Origin of the sequence: Methylobacterium sp. J-070, assembly GCF_022829385.1 — a bacterium.
Classification (GTDB): Bacteria; Pseudomonadota; Alphaproteobacteria; order Rhizobiales; family Beijerinckiaceae; genus Methylobacterium.
The window spans coordinates 1-20280 of the sequence record NZ_JAKSXX010000045.1 but is presented as its reverse complement, the minus strand read 5'-3'; the positions used below and the strand labels follow the sequence as shown (position 1 = coordinate 20280).

Below are 20280 nucleotides of genomic sequence, written 5' to 3'. Positions count from 1 at the left end.
GTCCGGAACCGGAGCGCCCGCAATCCGTTCGGTCGGCGCGGCGCAGGGTCGCGGAGAGACAACCTTCCCATGAACAAGATCATTCTCGGCGCCACGCTCGCCCTCGGCCTCGTCCTCGGGACGGCGGCCCCGGTCCTGGCCGCCCCCGGCGACGGCCTCGACCGGAACGCCGCCGCCACGGGCAACAGCAACTTCGGCGGCATGCACCGCACGGCCCGGATGCAGTCGCGGATGATGCGCCATCGCATGATGCACCGCCGCCATCACATGATGCGCCGCCACATGCGCTGATCGACGGTCTTCCGCCCCCCGTCCTTCCCGGACGGGCGGGCAGGGGGCCCCGGACCGGGACCGGGATTGATCGGCGCCGGTTCGGGCCCGCACGGTTCTACGGCGGAGACGCGGTGCTCCGCCTCACCACCTGTAGCTGACCTTCGCCAGCACCCGCCGGGCGTCGCCGTAGAAGCAGGACACGTTCGACTGGCAGGAGGCGACGTAGCGCCGGTCGGCGATGTTCGCCGCGTTCACCTGGAAGCGCCAGTTCTCGTAATCGTAGTGCACCTGCGCGTCGAACAGCACGTAGTCGGGCACCCGCAGGGTGTTGGAGACGTCCGCGAACGAGCTCCCGACGTAGCGCACGCCGCCGCCGAAGCCGAAGCCGCGCCACGGCCCGACCGGGATGGTGTAATCGGCAAACAGCGAGGCGAGCGTCTGCGGGATGTTGACCGGGATCTTGCCGACCCGCGCCGGATCGGCATCCCGCACGGTGGTGAAGTCGAACTTGGTGACGGATGCGACGAGGTTGAGGCCGTCGGCGATGTTGGCGACCAGCTGCGCCTCGAAGCCGGTGGAGCGCACCGCGCCGACCTGCGTCTGGAAGATCGTGTTCACCGGGTTGGGGGTGAGCACGTTGTTGCGGTGGATGTCGAAGCCCGCCAGCGTCAGGAAGTAGCCCTGGCCGGGCGGCTCGAACTTGACGCCGCCCTCGACCTGATCGCCGGTATCGGGCTTGAACGCCCGGTTGTTGATGTCGCTGCCGATCTCGGGCTGGAAAGAGGTCGCGTACATGATGTAGGGCGCGAGGCCGAAGTCGAAATTGTAGATCGCCGCCGCCCGGTAGGTGAAGGCGCTGTCGTTGCGGCCGTTGGTGTTCGACGGCGTCAGGCGGTCGTAGACGGTGTTCTGGACGAAGTCCTGACGGCCGCCGAGGATCAGGGTCAGCTCCGGGGTGAGCTTGATCTGGTCCTGGAAGTACAGGCCGACCTGCTGGAACGAGTCGGCGTTGATCAGGTAGGGCGAAGCCGAGACCGCCTGCGGGCCGTAGGCGGGCGCGAGGATGTTGAGGTCGGGGCCGGGGAAGCCCGAGGCCTGGTTGTCGTGGATCTGGATGTTCCGGTACTCCACGCCCATCAGGAAGTCGTGGCGGAAGAACCCGTCCGAGAACTTGGCCTCCGCCTGGGTGTCGACGTCGAGCTGCGCGACCTTGGCGGAATCCCGGAACAGGTAGCGGCCGAGCTGCGTCTGCAGCGGGTCGGTGTAGCCGAGCTGGCCGATGTAGGAATTCTGGTAGCTCTGCGTGTGGGCGTAGCGGGCGTTCTGGCGGACCGCCCAGGTGTCGTCGAAGACGTGCTCGAACTCGTAGCCGATGAAGGCCTGGTCGCGCCGGTAGGTGTTGAAGCCGGCATCGCCCACGTTGAGCGAGCGCGGGATGCGCAGGCCCAGCACGGTCGGCCGCGCCGTGCCGAAATAGGGCAGGAAGTTCGCCGTCACCGCCGTGTTGTCGTGCTGGAAGCTCGACAGCACCGTGAACTTGGTCGACCCGTCCGGCTTATAGGTGAAGGCCGGGGCGATGTAGTAGCTGTCGTCCGGCGCCCCCTGGACCTGCGTGCCGCCGTTGCGGGCATAGCCGGTGAGCCGGGTGAACCAGTGGCCCTCCGCGTCGGCCGGGCCGCCGACGTCGAAGGCGGCGTAGCGCTGGTCGAAGGAGCCGCCGCCGGCCTCGACCAGCCCGAACGGGGTCTCGGTCGGACGCTTGCTGATCTGGTTGATCAGGCCGCCGGGATTGCCGGCGCCGAACAGCACCGCCGAGGGGCCGCGCAGCACCTCGATCCGCTCCAGTCCGAACGTGTCGACCCGGCTGTAGGCGAAGCCGTAGTTCAGGAGCTGCAGGCCGTTGAGGTAGAGGCCGTAATCGCTGACCACGAAGCCGCGCAGCTGGAAGAAATCGAGGCGCGTGTCGGCGCCGAAGGTGCCCGCGTAGGTGCCGGCGACGTATTGCGTCGCCTGCGTCAGGGTCTGGGCGTTCTGCGTGTCGAGCTGCTGGCGGCCCACCACGGTGATCGATTGCGGGGTCTCGATCAGCGGGGTGTTGGTCTTGGTGGCGGTGGCCGAGCGGCGCGCCACGTAGCCGTCGATCGGGCCGGTGGGGCTCTCCACCGCCCGCGCGGCCGCAGCGGCGCGGGGTGCCGAGACCGGCGCGCCGCCGCCCTGGCTCTCGACGCTGAGCTCCTCGAGCTGCACGCCGGCCCGGCGCGACGGCGTCGCGTCCTGGGCCAGGGCCGGCGCCGCCTGAGCCAGGACGGCGAGCGAGGCGCCGGCGAGCAGGGCGCGAGCGGGGGCGCGCGGCGGGAGACGCGCGGGGACGCACAGGGCGCGGGGAGGGGGGTGGGCAACTCTCATGGGACCTGGCCGTGTGCGACGCCGGGGGCAGCCGGTCGCGTTCGCCGGAATCGCTCCCGTCGCCGCTGCCGCGCTGTTTAGAATTGTGATAAAGTACTGTTTTTATTGACGTTTCGTCTGCCAGGACTACGCGCAGCCCCGGGCGGCCGCAAGCGGCCTTGAACCGTCAGGCGAGAGCTGTTGCCGTAGCGACACGCCCTGGTAGCGCCGGGGCGGGCAGGGGGCAGGGCGTCTCCCACCGGACACGGCGCCGGCCTGCCCGTCATGGCCCGGCTCGGTCACCTTAAAGCCCGCTCGACCGGCCGCACGGGGCCGACGCCGCGCCTAGCGCACGCGCCGGGCGATCCAGTCGGCCAGCACGTCGGCCACGGCGTCGCTGTTGGTCTCCAGCATCATCATGTGGCCGTTGCCGCGCAGGCCCCGGTCGGCCAGCTGGATCACGTCGGGCTTGGCGCCGGCCTGGGCGAGGAACGCGACCGTGCAGGCATCGTAGGTGGCGTGGAAGGAGGCCTCCGCGGTCACCACCACGGCCGGCACCTTCGCGAGGTTCGGCAGGGTCCGGACGGGATCGCCCTGCAGCCAGCAGCGTACCGCCCCGTCGGCCGCCTTGGCCTGCTGGGCCACGATCAGCTCCTCGGGCGCCTTCACGGGCGGGTCGAAGCTCAGCGGCATGCGGGTCAGCCCGTAGGCGCGGGCGCGCCCGTCCCCGATCTTCTCCCAGAAATCCTTGCCGCCGCGGAACTGCACGTCGAAGAACGGCGGACCGTTCGGCTCGACCGACACGTGCGCCTTCACGAGGTCGGGCCGCGCATCCGAGAGCGCCCAGCCGAACAGGGCCGCCTGGCCGTGGGTGAGCAGGATCGCCGGCCCGATCTTCTCCAGCAGCGCCGTCAGGGCGGGGTCGACCAGCTCCTCGGTCTGCTGGGTGTTGGCCAGGAACGGGACCTGGCTGGCGAAGAACTGGTCGAAGGCGGCGTTGCCCTGCACGCCGGCCCCGCCCGGCCAGCGGGCATGGAGCTTGGCCTGCGGGTACAGGTCGTAGACCTCCGGCGCCGTGTGGGTCCGCTCCAGGCTGCGGGTGCCGAGCCGGTCGTAGGGGCCGTAGACTTCCGGGTTGGTGCCCGAGCGCCCGCGCCCGACCTGATCGACCACGTAGACCTGATAGCCCCGCTCGACGAAGCGCTGCACCCAGCCCGGGCGGCCGTCCGCGGTGGCGAGATAGTTCACGCCGGTCTGGGCGAGACCGTGCACCATCACCACCGGGTAGGCCTGGGTGATCCGGGCCGGGGTGCGCGACTGCACGAACATCTGGCCGACCATCACGGTCCTGTCGCCGACCTTCTCGTAGCGGCCGCCGATGTAGAAATAGCCCGCCCGGGTCACCGGCTCGGCCGGCTCGGCCGGCTCAGGCGCCCGAGACGCTTCCTCCGAGGCCCCTTGGGAAGCCTGTTGGGAGGTTCCTTGGGAACGTCCCCGGGAGGCACCCTGGAAAGCCCCTTGCGCGTCTCCCTGCGCCGGAGAACGGGACGGAGACGTCGCCTGCGGCGGCGGCGGGGCCGGGATCGTTCCTTGCGCCCGCGCCGCCCCCGCCGCCAGGAGCGTCGCCTGGACGGCCAGCAAAGCCGCGAAGGCGCCGTTCGCGATGCCGTTGCCGGCCATACCGTGTCTCCCGGATGCACCCATCTCCGCGCGGGCGCTTATCGCGGGAAACGCAACGCTCGGCCAGACGGGAAAGCTGCACCGTCCCACACATCAAACGCGCGTTCCGCACGCCCGCCGCGCCGGGAGCCACGGTAACCAGGATTCCAGCAGAGCCCGGACCCACACGCATGCCTGGCGCGCCGACGGCGGCGCTGGTGCGGCCGCGACGGAGCGCCCACCTTGACGAAGTCGGAGCGCCGGAAGCGGCGCCCGCGCCCGGGATCGCTCCGGGCGAGACCGAACCAAGGACTCCAAGCCGTGGATCCCGCAACCGCCAAGACCCTGGTCTCCGCCGCCCTCGTCGCCTCCATCGGGCTGTTCAGCCTGGTGTCGTTCCAGGCGTTCTTCGCCCAGGTCGCGGCCGACCTGCGCGCCGCCAAGGCCGTGCGGATTCCGGTGCGCGCCGACCGTCGGGATCCCCCGCAGGCCTGATCGGCCCGCCCGCTCCCCGGTCGCCTCAGGCTTCGTCCTCCCGGGCGCGGGCGCGCAGGAGGAACTTCTGCACCTTGCCGGTGGAGGTCTTGGGCAACTCCCCGAACACCACGTGGCGTGGAAGCTTGTAGGAGGCCAGCCGCCCCCGGCACCACTGGATCAGCTCGTCGGCGCTCGGCGACGCCCCCGGCTTGAGCTCCACGAAGGCGCAGGGGCTCTCGCCCCATTTCGGATCGGGCTTGGCCACCACCGCGGCGGCCGCCACCGCCGGATGCTTGAACAGCGCGTCCTCGACCTCGATCGACGAGATGTTCTCGCCGCCCGAGATGATGATGTCCTTCGAGCGGTCCTTGAGCTGGATGTAGCCGTCCGCGTGCTTCACCCCGAGATCGCCGGTGCGGAACCAGCCGCCCGCGAAGGCGGCCTGCGTGGCCGCGGGGTTCTTGAGGTAGCCGCGCATCACCACGTTGCCGCGCATCATCACCTCGCCGATCGTCGCCCCGTCGGCGGGCACCGGCTCGAGGGTCTCCGGGTCGCGCACGTCGAGGGCCTCCAGCACGGGGTAGCGCACCCCCTGGCGGGCCTTCTTGGCCGCCCGCTGGTCGGCCGCCAGGGCATCCCAGTCCGCGTTCCAGGCGTTGACCACCGCCGGGCCGTAGCTCTCGGTCAGGCCGTACAGGTGGGTGACGTCGAAGCCCGCCTCCGACATGCCCGCCAGCACCGCCTCGGGGGGCGGGGCGGCGGCGGTGAAGAAGGCGACCCGCCGGGGCAGGTCCCGGCGCTCGGCATCGGGGGCGTTGATCAGCATCTGCATGACGATCGGCGCGCCGCAGAGATGCGTGACCGCGTGGGCGTCCATCAGCCGGTACATCGCCTCCGCCCGCACCTGGCGCAGGCAGACATGGGTGCCGGCCACGATCGACAGGGTCCAGGGGAAGCACCAGCCGTTGCAGTGGAACATCGGCAGCGTCCAGAGATAGACCGGGTGCTGGCCGAGCCCGCCCGTGATGACGTTGCCCAGCGCCAGCAGCGCCGCCCCCCGGTGGTGGTAGACCACGCCCTTCGGGTCGCCCGTGGTGCCGGACGTGTAGTTCAGCGTGATCGCGTCCCACTCGTCGTCGGGCAGCTGCCAGCCGTAGTCCGGGTCGCCGGCCGCCAGGAACGCCTCGTAATCGGTCTCGCCGAGCCGCACGCCCGGCCCGTCATAGTCCGGATCGTCGACGTCGATCACGAACGGCTTGGTGGCGAGCCCCTCCAGGGCCGCCGCGGCGGTGCCGGAAAACTCGCGGTCGGTGATCAGCACCTTGGCCTCGCCGTGCTCCAGGCCGAAGCGGATCGCGGCGGCGTCGAGGCGGGTGTTGAGGGTGTTGAGCACCGCCCCGGTCATCGGCACGCCGTAGTGGCACTCGATCATCTCGGGGGTGTTGGCGAGCAGGACCGCCACGGTGTCGCCGCGGCCGAGCCCGCGCCCCGCCAGCGCCCCGGCGAGCCGGCGGGCCCGGGCGTAGAGCTCCCGATAGGTCCGCCGCAGGGTGCCGTGGACCACCGCGACGTGGTCGGGAAACACCCGTGCGGCCCGGTCCAGGTAGAGCAGGGGGGTCAGCGGCTGGTGGTTGGCCGGCACGCGGTCGAGGTCGCGGTCGTAGATCGTGTCGCGGGCCATCCCGTCCTCCCGGCAACGTGTTGCCGGGACAGTAGCTTGCCGGAACCGGCGCGATCAATCGCGCGCGACGGTCCCGCGCCGCGAACGCGGCGTCCCGAAAGCGGGGCCCGGCCGCTTGCGCCTCAGTGGCGCGGCTCGTCCTCGGGCTCGGGGAGGAAGCGGGCGAGTTCGAAGCCGATCTCGATCATCAGGTGCTCGATCCGGTCCGTGAGCGCCGGCCGATGCAGCGCCCGGGCGAGTTCGCGCAGGGCGATGATGTGCTCGGCCATCCGGTTCACCACGCGCTCGCTCTGCACGAGATTGGCCGCCTGCTCCTCCGTCCGGTCGATGGCGATGCCCCGCCCCCGGGTCGTCCCGCCGGAGGGGTCGCGCTCGATCCGGCCGCGCAGCACCAGCGTGCGGATACCGTCCCGCGTGTCCCGGGTTCGGAACTCCGCCTCCATGGGGCCGCCGGTCGCCGCCACCGCGTGCAGGTAGCTCTCGATGCGGACCCGATCCTCGGGATGGGTGCGGTCCAGGAAGGCCTCGAGCGAGACGCCGGTCGCCGCCGCCTCCGGGTCGAGGCCGAGCAGACCCGCCAGGGTCGCCGAGAGTTCCAGCTGCCCGGCCCAGTAATCGTGGACCCACGTGCCGATCACGCCGGAGGCCTCAAGGACGGATTGCGGGATCGGGGCTTCGGCCATGCCATTCCTCGCCGGGACATCCAACGCCTTTAAACTTGAGGTATTCACCTCCGACCAGCTCCTGATGTCGCCGCTCTTCACGCTACGGTATCCTCGCGGCTCTGAAAAGGCTGTTAACCCATTCTACGCCAAAAATCTTAACCTGAAGTTTAAAACCTTGCCTCGCTCTCGACCCGCACCTGCAAACCGAAGCCGGATCGCGATCTTAACGACTCATTAACCATGCCGGACGCACCGTGCGTCGGGCATCCTTGGGTCACAGGATCGCGGCAGGCCGCGACTCGGGGACCTGAGGTTGACCCGATCGGCGCGGCGTCGGCACGCGGCGCCGCGGGACGGGATGCGCGGGTCCTTCTGCGGGGCCTTCTGGAGGACGCCCAGGATGAAAGCGATCACCTTCGTCACGCAGAAGGGTGGCAGCGGCAAGAGCACGCTGTGCATCTCCCTGGCGGTGGCCGCCCGGGAGGCCGGCCACACGGTCTGCATCCTGGAGATGGACCGCCAGGCCACGATCTCCGACTGGCTCGACCACCGCACCGCCGACGGCCCGGAGGTGGCGCAGATCGACGCCACGCAGATCGACGCCGTGATGGAGCGCCTGCGCGACTCCGCCTACGACTACGTGTTCATCGACACGCCGGGGGTCGATTCCACCGGCACGCTCTCGGCGATCCGCGCCGCGGATCTCTGCATCATCCCGTGCCGGCCGACCCCCGCGGACCTGCGGGCGTTCAAGCCGACGCTCGCGGCCGTCTACCGGCTGGAGAAGAAGTTCGCCTTCGTGCTGAACCAGACCCCGCCGCGCTCCTACCGGGTCCGCGACGCGTCGGACGGCCTGGCGGTGCTCGGGATCCTGCCCGACGTGAACATCGTCTCCCGCACCGACCACCAGGACGCGATCGGTCTCGGCCAGGGCGTCACCGAGTTCAACCCCAAGGGACAGGCCGCCGGGGAAGTCCGCCGCCTCTGGTCGTGGGTCGAGCGCCGCACGCAGTCCCTGAGGACCGGTCAGCATGTCCAAGCCGCCTAAGCTCAGCCTCGCGGCGATCGTGGCCTCGGCGAACCCGCCGGACCGGCTCTCGTCCCGGCCGCAGGGCGCCGAGATCGTGTCGCTGGCCCTGGCGCCCCCGGCGCCGAAGCCGGCCGCCACGCTCAAGCAGCGCGCCCGCCAGATGTCGGTCTACCTGGAGCCGCCGGTCTACGACCAGCTCCGGGACCTCGCCTACGCCGAGCGGACCAAGATGCACGCCCTGATGCTGGAGGGGCTCGACCTGCTGTTCAAGCAGCGCGGCGCCCGGTCGATCGCGCAGCTGACCGACCCGCAATCGCGCTGAGGGAACCCTCCGGGGCGGCGGACCGGCGTTTCCCGGGGAGATGCGGGGGGCGTTCACCGAGACGGAGGGTGCCCCCGCGTCTCTCCCTCCCCCCTCTGCGCCCCGCTCGTCACACCTCGGGTTCTGTGCGGCGCTCAACACGGTGGGCGAATCCCGCAGCCGCCTCCACGGGGGCGGGCGAGGCACGCCTTGCTGGAGTGCCGGATTTTCTCGTTCTCCGGCAGCGGCTTCTTCGCTCTTCTTCACGTCACCTCCGAGCCTTCCGGCCCCGCCTGGCCCGCCTCCTGAACCCCGGCGGCCGGCGTCGTTCAGGCTTCCTTTACGCGACCGCTACAATTCTGGGTGGACCCGGCGACGGCCTTCTTGGCGCGGCCGGTCCCGGTCACGCGTCGAGTTTGGTGAATTCCACGATGGTGCGCACGACGCTTCCCCGGCCGGCGCGCCTCGCCCTGCGGGTCATGGCGGTCTCGGGCATGGCCCTGGCCACCGCCAACTGCGCCACCGCGCCCCAGCAGACGCTCTCCGCCGGCAACGGCGTCGATCCGAAATACGGCGTCAAGGCGAGCCCGCGCCTCTACAACGAGGGCGACGTGATCCCGAAGGGGGGCGGCCGCCGCTACACCGGCAAGCCCTACGTGGTGGCCGGCCAGACCTACGTGCCCAAGGAGAACCCGAGCGGCTACGTGCGCGAGGGCCTCGCCTCCTGGTACGGGTCCGCCTTCCACGGCCGCATGACCGCCAACGGCGAGGTGTTCGACCGCCACTCGATCGCCGCCGCCCATCCGACGCTGCCGCTGCCGAGCTATGCCCGGGTGACCAACCTCGACAACGGCTACTCGATGGTGGTCCGCGTCAACGACCGCGGCCCCTATCACGCCGGCCGCGTCATGGACGTGTCGGAAGAGGCGGCCGAGGCCCTGGGCTTCCACCGCCAGGGCACCGCGCGGGTGCGGGTCGAGTATGCCGGCAAAGCCTCGGTCGCCGGCAGCGACGACCGCAAGCTGCTCGCCAGCCTGCGCACCGACGGACGCCCGGCCGGCCGCTCGGCCGTGATGGTGGCCGATCTCGGCCCCTCGGAGGAGCCCGAGCGCTACGCGCGCTCCACGCCGGCGCCGCTCGCGTTCAAGCCCGCCCAGGAGGCTGTTCAAGAGACGGTTCAAGAGCGCGAGGAGCCCGCCGCGGTCCCGGCCGCCCGGATCCGCAGGGCGGCGCCGGTCGTGCTGGCCGCGGCCGCCGTGACGGTCCCGGCGGCCGTGCAGCCCACCGCCCCGCGGGTGCGCGAGTTCCGGCCCGCCCCCGTGCCGGCGATGGCGCAGGCAACCGCGCAGGCCCCCACGCTCAGGGGCGCGGGCCTGAAGGTCGCGGGCCTGAACCCGGCGCGTCCCGACGCGCCGCCGGCGGCCGGCCACGGGAGACCCCCGGGATCCGCGGCGTCGGGCCGGCCCGGATCGGCGCGCCCGCTCCGACGCGGCTCGCGCACGCCGCTCCGGCGGCGATGCCGGGTTCGGCCAAGCTCGCCCTGGCGCGTCTCGCCTCCGCGACCCCGCCGGCCGGAAGCGGCGCCCCGCCGCACGCGGCCCCGGGCCGAGCGGCCGCGACCGCCAAGGTTGCGGAAAAAGGTGCCGAGAAGGCCGCCGGCAGGACGGCGGAAAAAACCGCCGAGAAGGCCGCCGGCAGGACGGCGGCCGGGCCGGGCAAGGCCGCGGCGCCGGCCGGGTCGCGGCCGTCCCGCCTGGCCGGGATCTACTGACGCCGCCGGCGCGCGTCCGCGGGCGCGGCGGACCGGATCGGCGAGGCGGCATTTCCATTCGATCCGGCGCCGAAACCATAATATGGTCACGCTTGTTATCTGGATACGGTCGAAGTCCCTTCGACCGGGCGACAGGCGCGGGACGGACCGGTGATGCGCAGGACCCTTCTCACCCTTCTCGCGGCCGCCTGCGCGCTCGGTGCGGGCCTCGCCGGCGCCGCCGCGCAGAGCTTCCAGACCGCGGCGCCGCACGCGATCCTGGTCGACGCCGATTCCGGCTCGGTCCTGTTCGAGAAGGCCGCCGACGACCGCTTCTCCCCGGCCAGCATGGCCAAGCTGATGACCACCGATATCGTGTTCGAGGCGCTGAAATCCGGCCGCCTCTCCATGGACACGGAGTTCACCGTCACCGAGGACGCGTGGAAGCGGGGCGGGGCGGGGGGCGGCGGCTCGTCGATGTTCGCGCAGGTCAACAGCCGCATCAAGATGTCGGACCTGCTGCGCGGCCTGATCGTCCAGTCGGGCAACGACGCGGCGATCACCATCGCGGAGAACATGGCCGGGTCCGAGGAGGCCTTCGCCGGGCTGATGAACCAGCGCGCCAAGGAGATCGGGCTGACGAACTCGACCTTCCGCAACGCCACCGGCTACTCGGCGCCCGACCAGAAGGTCACGGCCCGGGACATGGCCAAGCTCGCGCTGCACATCATCGAGACCTATCCGGACTTCTACAAGATCTTCGCCGAGAAGGAGTTCACCTGGAACAAGATCCGCCAGCAGAACCGCAACCCGCTGCTCGCCCTCGACATCGGCGCGGACGGGCTCAAGACCGGCTATCTGGAGGAATCCGGCTACGCGCTGACCGGCTCGGCGGTGCAGAACGGCCAGCGGCTGGTGCTGGTGGTCTCGGGGCTCAAGACCGCCCGGGACCGCGCCGCCGAGGCGCGCAAGCTGATGGAATGGGGGTTCCGCGCCTTCGAGCCCCGGCAGATCTTCGGGGCCGGCGAGACGGTGGCGGAGGCCTCCGTGTTCGGCGGCCAGTCGGGCTCGGTGCCCCTGGTGGCGAAGAAGCCGGTGCGGGTGCTGCTGCCGCGCGGCTCCAGCGACCGGGTGAGCGCCAAGGCGGTCTATACCGGGCCGCTCGTCGCCCCCGTGGCGGAGGGGCAGCGGGTCGGGGCCCTGCGGGTCCAGCGGGGCGACACGGTGGCCCTCGACCAGCCCCTCTACGCCGGCGCCGCGGTGGAGCCCGGCACGCTGCCGCAGCGGGCCATGGACGCGGCGCTGGAATTCGGCACCGGTCTCGTCCGCAAGGCCCTCGACCGGGCCGGCAAGGGCGGCGGCGACAAGGGCGGCGGCGACAAGGCGGCCGACAAGGCCGCCAACCCGTCGTGACGGCGCGCGCGTGATCGTGCCGCGGTTCGGGGATCCCGCGGAGGCGCGGGGCGCCTTCGTGACCTTCGAGGGCGGGGAGGGCGCCGGCAAGTCGACCCAGATCGCCCGCCTCGCCGCGACCCTGCGCGCCCGGTCCGGCCGGGGCGTGTGCGTGACCCGCGAGCCCGGCGGCTCGCCCCGGGCGGAGGAGATCCGCACGGCGCTCCTCGACGGCGTCGCCAAGCCCTACGGTCCCTTCGCCGAGGCCCTGCTGTTCAGCGCCGCCCGGATCGACCACCTCGACCGGCTGATCCGCCCGGCGCTCCGCCGCGGCGAGACCGTGCTGTGCGACCGGTTCGTCGACTCGACCCGGGCCTACCAGGGCGCCGCGGGCGGCCTGGATCCGGCGGTGGTCGCCGCCCTGGAGCGGGTCGTGGTCGGCCCGACCCGGCCGGACCTGACCCTGATCCTCGACCTGGCCCCCGAGGCCGGCCTCGCCCGCGCGGCCGCGCGCGGGGCAGGGCAGGGGGCGGGGCAGGGGGCGGGGCAGGGTGCCGACCGGTTCGAGGCCGAGTCCCTCGACTTCCACACCCGGCTGCGGGAGGCCTTCCTGGCGATCGCCCGGGCCGAGCCGGAGCGCTGCGCGGTGATCGACGCCGGCCGCGATCCCGACTCGGTCGAGGCCGCGATCCGCGAGACCGTCGCGGCGCGCCTGCCCGATCTGCTGCCGGGGGAGGGGAGCCGGGGCGATGCGGCGTGACGGCGTCCGCCCCCTAACCGGACGCGGGCAGGCGGCCGGCATCAGGGCGCTGGGCGCGGCGGGTCCGCCCTTGTAAGCAGAGCCGGACCGGGATCGCCAGGGCGGCGAGCGCCCGCCGGGTCCGGGGACGCGCCATGAAACCGATCGACCGCGCCACCGACGACACCGAGCCCGGCGACCTCCCCGGCATCCCGCGCCCGCGCGAGACCCTGACGCTCGTCGGCCATGACGCCGCGGCGGAGTCCTTCGCGGCGGCGATCGCCGCGGGCCGCCTGCACCATGCGTGGCTGATCGGCGGCCCGCCCGGGATCGGCAAGGCGACGCTGGCCTACCGGGTGGCGCGCCGCCTGCTCGCCCATCCCGGGGGCGGCGGCCCGGCCGGGCTCGACCTGCCGGCGGGCGACCCCGTCACCGGCAAGGTGGCGGGCCTGTCGCATCCGAACCTCGTGGCGCTGCGCCGCCACAGGACGGCCGGCGCCAAGGCGCTGCCGACCAAGATCTCCGTCGACATGGTCCGCCGGGCGCTGGACCTGTTCGCGTCGACGGCCACCGATTCCGGCTGGCGGGTCTGCATCCTCGACAGCGCCGACGACCTGAACGCCAACGCCGCCAACGCCCTGCTCAAGGTGCTGGAGGAGCCGCCGCCCCGGGCGCTGTTCCTGATCCTGGCGCATCAGCCCGGCCGGCTGCTGCCGACGATACGCTCCCGCTGCCGGGCGCTGATGCTGCGTCCCCTGGCGCCGGACGAGGTGGCGCGCGTGGTGCGCGGCCTGCCCGCCCCGTTCCCGCAGCCCGAGGATGCCGCCCTGGCCCGGGCGGTCGCGCAGTGCGAGGGCTCGGTCGCCCGGGCGCTGGCGATGCTCGACCCGGTCACGGCCGGCCTCGTCGCCGAGGTCGAGACCCTGCTGGCCCGGGCGCACACGCCCGACTGGGGCCGGGTGCTCAAGTTCGCCGAGACCCTGGCGGGCCGGGACGCGGAGGCGCGGTTCGAGGCCGCCCAGGACGCGGTCCTGCGCTTCGTCTCGGCCGAGCTCGACCGTCGCCGGGACGAGCCGCCGGCGCGGCTCGCCGCCCTGGTGGAGGTCGCCGACCGCTTCGGCCGCGCCGCCCGGGAGGCGGCGATCTACAATCTCGACCGGCGCCCGGTGGTGCTGTCGCTGTTCGGGGATCTGGCCGAGGTCGGCTAGCGCGGGGCCGCCACGGCCCCCTACTGGTGGAGCGCGCGCGATCCCCCCCGCTGCCCGAGCCGATGCCTCGACCGGCCTGTTCAGGGTCGAAGGCCACGCGGCCTGGCAGGCGGTGCCGGATACGTCCTCGGACGTCTCGGTCCGGGCAGGAGACGCGGGCCGATCCCGGCGGTCAAGCATCCATGGCCAAGACCGCGAAGGTCGAGAGCCAATGCTCACCCATGTAGTCCGTGGTCAGGTGAGAGAGACCGGCGTCGAGATGGGTGTCGGCCGCCGCCAGCATGGCGACGCCGCGGGGATCGCCCGGCGGCAGCGCGCGCGCCAGGGCGCGGAAGCACCACGCGCGACTCAGGTTCAGGCCGTCGAGATGCGCGATCTTGCCGTCGCTGCGATCGGTCGCGCGGGCGGGGACGAACAGCGTCGCGGGCCGCCGGAGCGCGAGGTGCGGCAGGAACCGGTCGAACCAGGGCAGGAAGCGCTCCCGCGGCAGGAGGCGCCGCATGCACTCCGCCTCGATCAGCGCGGGGGACTGGAAGTCGTCGCCGCCCGGCTCGCCCCAGGCCGGGCAATCGGCGTCGTCGCCGTACCAGGTCTCGGCCGTTTCGATCAGGAGCGCGGTCAGGGCCGCGTCGCCCGCGCCCTCGGCGTAGTCGGCGGCCATCCGCAGCCCGAACGCCGTGTTGAAGTGGGTGCCCACCCGCACCGGATAGGGCGCGATCGGCAGGAAGTCCCGGACGCGTTGCGCGATGATGTCGGCGAGGGGTGTCAGCGCACGGGACCACCGCGTCTCCGGCAGGAGGGACAGCGCGTGGGCGAGCTTCAGGAGCCAGGCCCAGCCGTAGGGGCGCTCGAACCCCCGCGCGGTCGGCGCGGCGAGGTAGGCGCATTCCCCGGCGATCTTCGCCGGCACGAGCTGCCGGTCGAACAGGGCGCGGATCGCCGCCGCCTGCGCACCGTCGGGGAAGCGTCGGAGGACATGCCCCAGGAGCCAGTAGCCATGGACGCAGGAGTGCCAATCGTAGCTGCCGTAGAAGACCGGATGGAGGACGGACGGCGGCCGGGCATCCTCGGGTCCCCCCAGCACGTGATCCGGCTTGTTGGGATACGCGCGGGTGACGTGCGCGAGCGTGACGGCGGCGAGGCGGGCGGCGGTCTCGGGGGTCAGGGTATGCGGCACGACGGGGGACCGGGGCTGAGACGGGACGCGATGCGGTTGCGGGGCCTCCCGCTCCGGAAGCGCCGGAAGCGACGGCAGGCGCGCGGCCGTCGGACTTGTATCACCCGGGCGCCCCCACGCGCAGGCGCCCGGCCTTGCCAGCCCGACTCAAGTCCGTCCGCGGAACGGGGTCGATCCCACCGTCGGGCAGGCGACCGACGGACGGCACGGACCCGCGGAAGATCTCACGGCCAAACCGGGACGCCGTCCAGCCCTGCGGTCTCCGGCAGGCCGCAGATCAGGTTTGCATTCTGCACCGCCTGACCGGCCGCGCCCTTGCCGAGATTGTCGACCACGCCCATCGCGATCACCAGATTGCGCTCCGGATCGGCCGCATAGCTGACGAAGGCGAGGTTCGAGCCGGTCGCCCATTTGGTCTGCGGCGGCTTGTCGGTCACGCGGACGAACGCCCGACCGGCGTAGAAGCGCCGGGCCGCGTCCAGGCACTGGCCCGTGGTGGCGTGGCCGCGGCAGTAGATGGTGGCGAGGACGCCGCGGGTCATCGGCACCAGGTGCGGCGTGAACACCAGCCCGGCCGCGCTGCCGCCGCCGAGCCGCTCGATCGTCTCGGCCATCTCGGGCATGTGGACGTGCTTGAGCAGACCGTAGGGCACGAGGTTCTCGTTGCTCTCGGCATAGCCGATCCGGCTGTCGACGCCGCCCCGGCCGGCACCGGAGATGCCGGTCTTGGCGTCGATCACGATGTTGCCGGGCTCGATCAGCCGGTCGGCCAGCAGCGGCGCCAGCGCGGTCAGCGTCGCCGCGGGGAAGCAGCCGGGATTGGCGACACGGCTCCGATCCGCGATCTCGGAGGGCCAGACGTCGGCCAGGCCGTAGGCCCAGCCCGCGACGTAGCGGTGGTCGCCGCCGATGTCGACGATCTTCACGGGCGCGGGGACGCGCGCCAGCGCCCCGGCCGAGGTCCCCGTGGGCAACGACGCGAACAGCACGTCGAGCCTCGGCAGGGCGACAGGGTCCCACGTCTCGATCACCAGCCCGGCCAGCCTGGCCGGCACGCCGGGGAAGCGGTCCACCAAGCGGCTGCCGGCGCTGCCCTCACCCGCGGCGTAGACGAGCTCGAAAGCCGGGTGGCTCGCGATCAGGCGCAGCACCTCGCCGCCGCCGAAACCGCTGATCCCGACAATGCCGACGCGAAGGCTCATCGCGGTGTCCTCCTGCGGGCGTGAGCGAACATCCAGGCCGAGCCACGACCCGGCCTTGATGCATCTTTCGTTCCTGTTGCGAAAGTCTGGTCACGACCTTCGACGGCCGTCACGAGCCGGGTTCGAGCCTCCGATGCAACCCGCACGCGCCGCGCGGTCGCAGCCCGGTCGCGCGGTTGGCAAGGCGCCGGCCGGGATCGAAAATCCGGGTCCGACGCCCCCCGGCGTATTCCAGGGCCCTCGACGAGGTTCCGGTTTTTTTGTCCCTCCTGACCGTCCCGGCCCGCGGCATCCTCTTCGGCCCCCCGGTGGCTCTCAGCCGCGATCGCCCCGGGCGGTGCCCCGGCGCTGCGGCGCGCGGAGCGATGAGGCGCATCCGGCGGCAGGGCCGGCGCGCCGATCCCGGTTCCGGCACGCCTTGCGGCCGGCAGGCCCGGGTTCAAGGCCCTGCTGCGCAATCCCGGACGGACGGGACCGTCGGTCCCCGGAGCCCTGCGGCGGTTGCGTCCCGGCCGCTGCCGCGCGACAACGCGGGCAGCCTCCCGCGCTCATCCGGAACACCACAAACGTGACGTCCAACGCCCCGGCGCACTCCAAAAAGACCTTCGGCCTCTCGACCGCGATCTCCTACCCCAACGGCGCGCCCCATATCGGCCACGCCTACGAGGTGATCGCCGCCGACGCGATCGCGCGGTTCCACCGGCTCGACGGCTACGACGTGCTGTTCTCGACCGGCACCGACGAGCACGGGCTCAAGATCCAGCAGGCCGCGACCCGGGCCGGCACCAGCCCCCGCGCCTATGTCGACGGCACGGCCGCCCGCTTCCAGGCCATGGCCGACCGGATGGGCTGCGCCTACGACCGCTTCATCCGCACCACCGAGCCGGGCCATTACGAGGCCGCCCAGGCGATCTGGCGGCGGATGGAGGCCAACGGCGACATCTACCTCGACACCTACGCCGGCTGGTACTCGGTCCGCGACGAGGCCTATTACGACGAAGCCGAGACCCGGCTCCTGGAGGACGGCAGCCGCCGCAGCCTCGCCACCGACACGCCGGTGGTGTGGATGGAGGAGGAGAATTTTCTTTTCCGTTTGTCCGCCTACCAGGACCGTCTGCTGAAGCTCTACGAGGACCAGCCGGACTTCATCGGGCCCGAAACCCGCAGGAACGAGGTGGCCAGCTTCGTGCGCTCCGGCCTCAAGGACCTCTCGGTCAGCCGCACCAATTTCGACTGGGGCGTGCCGGTGCCGGGGCATCCGAACCACGTCATGTACGTCTGGGTCGACGCCCTGACCAACTACCTGACGGTGACGGGCTTCCCCGACGAGTCCGATCCCCGAAAACAGTTCTGGCCGATGGACCTCCACGTGATCGGCAAGGACATCGTCCGGTTCCACGCGGTCTACTGGCCGGCCTTCCTGATGTCGGCCGGGCTGCCCCTGCCCAGGCGCGTCTTCGGCCACGGCTTCCTGCTCTCCAAGGGCGAGAAGATGTCGAAGTCGCTGGGCAACGTGCTCGACCCGTTCGAGCTCGCCGACACCTACGGGGTCGATCCCGTGCGCTACTTCGTGCTGCGCGAGGTCCCGTTCGGCGGCGACGGCAGCTACAGCCACGAGGCGATCATCGGCCGGATCAACGCCGACCTCGCCAACGATCTCGGCAACCTCGCCCAGCGCTCGCTCTCGATGGTCGCCAAGAACTGCGGCGGCGCGGTGCCGGATTCCGCCGCCGCGGACCCGGCCGACCGCGCCCTGCTGGCCCAGGTCGACGCCCTGCCGGCGAAGGTACGGGACCTGATGGGCGACCTCGCGCTCCACACCATCCTGGCCGAGATCTGGGCGGTGGTCGCCGAGGCCAACCGCTACTTCGCCGGGCAGGAGCCGTGGAAGCTCCGCAAGTCCGACCCGGCGCGGATGAACGCCGTGCTCGCCACGACCCTGGAGGCTCTGCGGGCCTTCGGCATCCTGGTTCAGCCGTTCGTCCCCGGGGCGGCCGCCAAGCTCCTGGACCTGCTGGCGGTGCCGGCCGACCGGCGCATGCTTGCCGACGTGGGGGCGGGCGGGCGCCTCGTGCCCGGCACGCCCCTACCCGAGCCGGCGCCGATCTTCCCGCGCTTCGAGCGCCCCGAAACCCCTTCCGCCTGAAGCCCCTCCCGCCCGAGGCCCCTCCCGCCCGACGGCCCCGAGACCCGATGCTCATCGACAGCCACTGCCACCTCGACTTCCCGGATTTCTCCGCCGACCTGCCCGGGGTGATCGCCCGGGCGAAGGACGCGGGCGTCGCCGGGATGCTCACGATCTCGACCCGGGTCGCCCGGGCCGACACCTACCGGGCGATCGCCGAGGCCCATCCGGAGGTCTGGCACACGATCGGCACCCATCCGGACGGGGCCGCCGAGGAGCCGGACGTGCCCGCCGAGACGATCGCGGCGCTCGCCGCCGGCAGCCCGCGCTGCGTCGGGATCGGCGAGGCGGGGCTCGACTACCACTACCCCGACGCCGCCCCCGAGGCGGTGCAGGAGCGGGTGCTGCGCGCCCATATCGCGGCGGCGCGCCTCTCCGGCCTGCCGCTGGTGATCCACGCCCGGGACGCCGACGACCCCATGGAGCGGATACTCGCCGACGAGATGGGTCGGACACCGTTCCGGGCGGTGCTGCACTGCTTCTCGTCGGGGCCGCGGCTGGCGAAGGTCGGCGTGGAGCTGGGCCTGTTCGTGTCGTTCTCCGGCATCGTCACCTTCCGCCGCTCGCACGCCCTGCGCGACATCGCCCGGGCCGTGCCCCTGGACCGGATCCTGGTGGAGACCGACGCGCCGTTCCTCGCCCCCGAGCCCCATCGCGGCCGGACCAACGAGCCGGCCTACACGGCCGACACCGCCCGGTCGCTCGCCGGGACCCTGGGGCTCTCCGCCGAGGATTTCTCGCGGATCACCACGGCCAATTTCTTCCGCCTGTTCGACAAGGCGGCGCCCGGGGAGGGGGCGGGCCGGAGCGGGGGATCCGGATGGCGCGCCTGACCCTGCGCATCCTCGGCTGCGGCTCGTCCGGCGGGGTGCCGCGGGTCGGCAGCGGCTGGGGCGCCTGCGACCCGGAGAACCCGCGCAACCGGCGGCGGCGCTGCTCGATCCTGGTCGAGCGCCTGTCGGGGTCGGGCCGGACCACGCTTCTGGTCGACACCGCGCCGGACCTGCGCGAGCAGCTCATCGACGCGGAGGTGCGGCACCTCGACGGGGTGGCCTATACCCACGCCCATGCCGACCATACCCACGGCATCGACGACCTGCGCCCGCTGGTGATCGCCATGCGGGCGCGCATCCCGGTCTATGCCGAGGCCCTGACCCGGTCGCTGCTCACGAGCCGGTTCGGCTACTGCTTCGAGACGCCCCCCGGGAGCGCCTACCCGCCGATCCTCGACCTGCACGATCTCCCCGTCGACCGGGACCTGATCGTGCAGGGGGCGGGCGGTCCGATCACCGTGGAGTCGCTCCCGGTGGAGCACGGGACCGAGGCGGCCCTGGGCTTCCGCTTCGGCGCCGCCGCCTACATGCCCGACGTCAGCCTGATCCCGGAGGCGAGCCTGGCCAGGCTGTTCGGTCTCGAGCTGCTGATCATCGACGCCCTGCGGGACATTCCGCACCCGACGCACTTCTCGGTCTCCGATGCGCTCGCCCTGATCGCCGAGGTCAGGCCGCGCCGGGCGGTGCTGACCAACCTGCACACCGACCTCGATTACGCCGCCCTGGCGGCGCGGCTGCCGGAGGGGGTCGTGCCCGCCTATGACGGCCTGAGCCTGAGCGTCGACGCCTGAAGGCCTGGGGGGCGAATCGGGCGTCACACACCTGTCGTCGGCGGAGTCCAAGAAAATCGGCTTCCCGGCCAACAAGCCTGTTGACGGCAGTGATTGGTGGATCTATACCCCGGCTCATCGGCGCCGGCCGCGAGAGTGGTCCGGGCGCTGGTCTATCTTCTGACAAGCGGCGGGACTGGCCGGCGAGGTTGCCGGGCGGTCTTCTGTTTGCCGCGTGATGGGCTCCGGCGACGGGGCGGCTCTTTGACAAGTTGGATTTGAGGAAGGGAGACGCGGGCGGCGTTTGTCCTTGCGGCTGGGGCTTAGGCCCTGGCGTGAGAGACTTGTGCCGATCGTGTGTTTCTCTTTTTGAGCTCACCGACGGGTATTTGGGCGCTGTGAAGCGTTTGGGTGCCTGGTCGATTGTGAGGCTCCGTCTGAGAATACACGTGATCGGCCAGATCAATCTCTTCAACGTGAGAGTTTGATCCTGGCTCAGAGCGAACGCTGGCGGCAGGCTTAACACATGCAAGTCGAGCGGGCCCTTCGGGGT

Annotated in this window: 17 protein-coding genes and 1 rRNA gene; 12 read left to right on the top strand and 6 right to left on the bottom strand. The window is 72.1% G+C overall.

Annotated features, from left to right (window positions below; genetic code table 11):
* Positions 1 to 69 precede the first annotated feature (69 nt).
* Positions 70 to 291, top strand: coding sequence for a hypothetical protein (locus tag MKL01_RS02135; protein ID WP_243903587.1), 222 nt, complete (start codon positions 70 to 72; stop codon positions 289 to 291).
* Positions 292 to 414: 123 nt separating this feature from the next.
* Here MKL01_RS02135 and MKL01_RS02130 read toward each other — a convergent pair whose 3' ends face one another.
* Both MKL01_RS02130 and MKL01_RS02125 read right to left on the bottom strand, forming a co-directional pair.
* Entirely contained in the window at positions 415 to 2679 is a 2265-nt protein-coding gene (locus tag MKL01_RS02130; protein ID WP_243903586.1) for a TonB-dependent siderophore receptor, read from the bottom strand.
* A gap of 324 nt (positions 2680 to 3003) precedes the next feature.
* Positions 3004 to 4338 (bottom strand): alpha/beta hydrolase, encoded by a 1335-nt coding sequence (locus MKL01_RS02125; protein WP_243903585.1) that lies wholly within the window; start codon positions 4336 to 4338, stop codon positions 3004 to 3006.
* 300 nt (positions 4339 to 4638) lie between these two features.
* Between MKL01_RS02125 and MKL01_RS02120 the strand changes: the two genes are divergently transcribed.
* Positions 4639 to 4812, top strand: a complete 174-nt coding sequence (locus MKL01_RS02120; RefSeq protein WP_243903584.1) for a hypothetical protein — start codon at positions 4639 to 4641, stop codon at positions 4810 to 4812.
* Between the two features lie 25 nt (positions 4813 to 4837).
* Here the strand turns inward: MKL01_RS02120 and MKL01_RS02115 are convergent, their stop codons facing one another.
* Both MKL01_RS02115 and MKL01_RS02110 read right to left on the bottom strand, forming a co-directional pair.
* The gene (locus MKL01_RS02115; protein ID WP_243903583.1) at positions 4838 to 6475 is read right to left on the bottom strand and encodes an acyl-CoA synthetase; all 1638 of its coding nucleotides are present in this window, start codon (positions 6473 to 6475) and stop codon (positions 4838 to 4840) included.
* A 122-nt stretch (positions 6476 to 6597) separates the two neighbouring features.
* Positions 6598 to 7158: a PAS domain-containing protein gene (locus MKL01_RS02110; RefSeq protein WP_243903582.1), complete on the bottom strand. Its 561-nt coding sequence runs from the start codon at positions 7156 to 7158 to the stop codon at positions 6598 to 6600.
* A gap of 382 nt (positions 7159 to 7540) precedes the next feature.
* Between MKL01_RS02110 and MKL01_RS02105 the strand changes: the two genes are divergently transcribed.
* From MKL01_RS02105 to MKL01_RS02080, 6 genes are all read left to right on the top strand, one after another.
* Positions 7541 to 8188 (top strand): ParA family protein, encoded by a 648-nt coding sequence (locus tag MKL01_RS02105; RefSeq protein ID WP_243903581.1) that lies wholly within the window; start codon positions 7541 to 7543, stop codon positions 8186 to 8188.
* Positions 8172 to 8492 carry a ribbon-helix-helix domain-containing protein gene (locus tag MKL01_RS02100; protein ID WP_243903580.1) on the top strand — a complete coding sequence of 107 codons (321 nt, stop codon included), beginning with the start codon at positions 8172 to 8174 and terminating at the stop codon, positions 8490 to 8492. Before MKL01_RS02105 ends, MKL01_RS02100 begins: the two co-directional genes overlap by 17 nt.
* A gap of 410 nt (positions 8493 to 8902) precedes the next feature.
* Positions 8903 to 10396 (top strand): septal ring lytic transglycosylase RlpA family protein, encoded by a 1494-nt coding sequence (locus MKL01_RS35595; RefSeq protein ID WP_279604350.1) that lies wholly within the window; start codon positions 8903 to 8905, stop codon positions 10394 to 10396.
* Positions 10396 to 11634, top strand: coding sequence for a D-alanyl-D-alanine carboxypeptidase family protein (locus MKL01_RS02090; RefSeq protein WP_243903579.1), 1239 nt, complete (start codon positions 10396 to 10398; stop codon positions 11632 to 11634). Before MKL01_RS35595 ends, MKL01_RS02090 begins: the two co-directional genes overlap by 1 nt.
* 10 nt (positions 11635 to 11644) lie before the next feature.
* Entirely contained in the window at positions 11645 to 12373 is a 729-nt protein-coding gene (gene tmk, locus MKL01_RS02085; RefSeq protein ID WP_243903578.1) for a dTMP kinase, read from the top strand.
* A 134-nt stretch (positions 12374 to 12507) separates the two neighbouring features.
* On the top strand, positions 12508 to 13560 hold the full coding sequence (locus MKL01_RS02080; RefSeq protein WP_243903577.1) for a DNA polymerase III subunit delta': 1053 nt from the start codon (positions 12508 to 12510) through the stop codon (positions 13558 to 13560).
* A 172-nt stretch (positions 13561 to 13732) separates the two neighbouring features.
* On the opposite strand, the gene MKL01_RS02075 is transcribed toward MKL01_RS02080, so the two are convergent.
* Both MKL01_RS02075 and argC read right to left on the bottom strand, forming a co-directional pair.
* Positions 13733 to 14737 (bottom strand): DUF2891 domain-containing protein, encoded by a 1005-nt coding sequence (locus tag MKL01_RS02075; protein WP_243903576.1) that lies wholly within the window; start codon positions 14735 to 14737, stop codon positions 13733 to 13735.
* 224 nt (positions 14738 to 14961) lie between these two features.
* Positions 14962 to 15939, bottom strand: coding sequence for an N-acetyl-gamma-glutamyl-phosphate reductase (gene argC / locus MKL01_RS02070; protein ID WP_243903575.1), 978 nt, complete (start codon positions 15937 to 15939; stop codon positions 14962 to 14964).
* 568 nt (positions 15940 to 16507) lie between these two features.
* Between argC and metG the strand changes: the two genes are divergently transcribed.
* The 4 genes from metG to MKL01_RS02050 form a co-directional block, all read left to right on the top strand.
* A complete protein-coding gene (metG, locus tag MKL01_RS02065) occupies positions 16508 to 18085 on the top strand; it encodes a methionine--tRNA ligase (protein ID WP_243903574.1) in 1578 nt (525 codons plus the stop codon).
* Positions 18086 to 18132: 47 nt separating this feature from the next.
* Positions 18133 to 18957 carry a TatD family hydrolase gene (locus MKL01_RS02060; protein ID WP_243903573.1) on the top strand — a complete coding sequence of 275 codons (825 nt, stop codon included), beginning with the start codon at positions 18133 to 18135 and terminating at the stop codon, positions 18955 to 18957.
* Positions 18945 to 19748 carry an MBL fold metallo-hydrolase gene (locus tag MKL01_RS02055; protein WP_243903572.1) on the top strand — a complete coding sequence of 268 codons (804 nt, stop codon included), beginning with the start codon at positions 18945 to 18947 and terminating at the stop codon, positions 19746 to 19748. The genes MKL01_RS02060 and MKL01_RS02055 overlap by 13 nt, the downstream gene beginning before the upstream one ends.
* Before the next feature lie 451 nt (positions 19749 to 20199).
* Positions 20200 to 20280, top strand: a 16S ribosomal RNA gene (locus MKL01_RS02050); the annotation flags it as partial.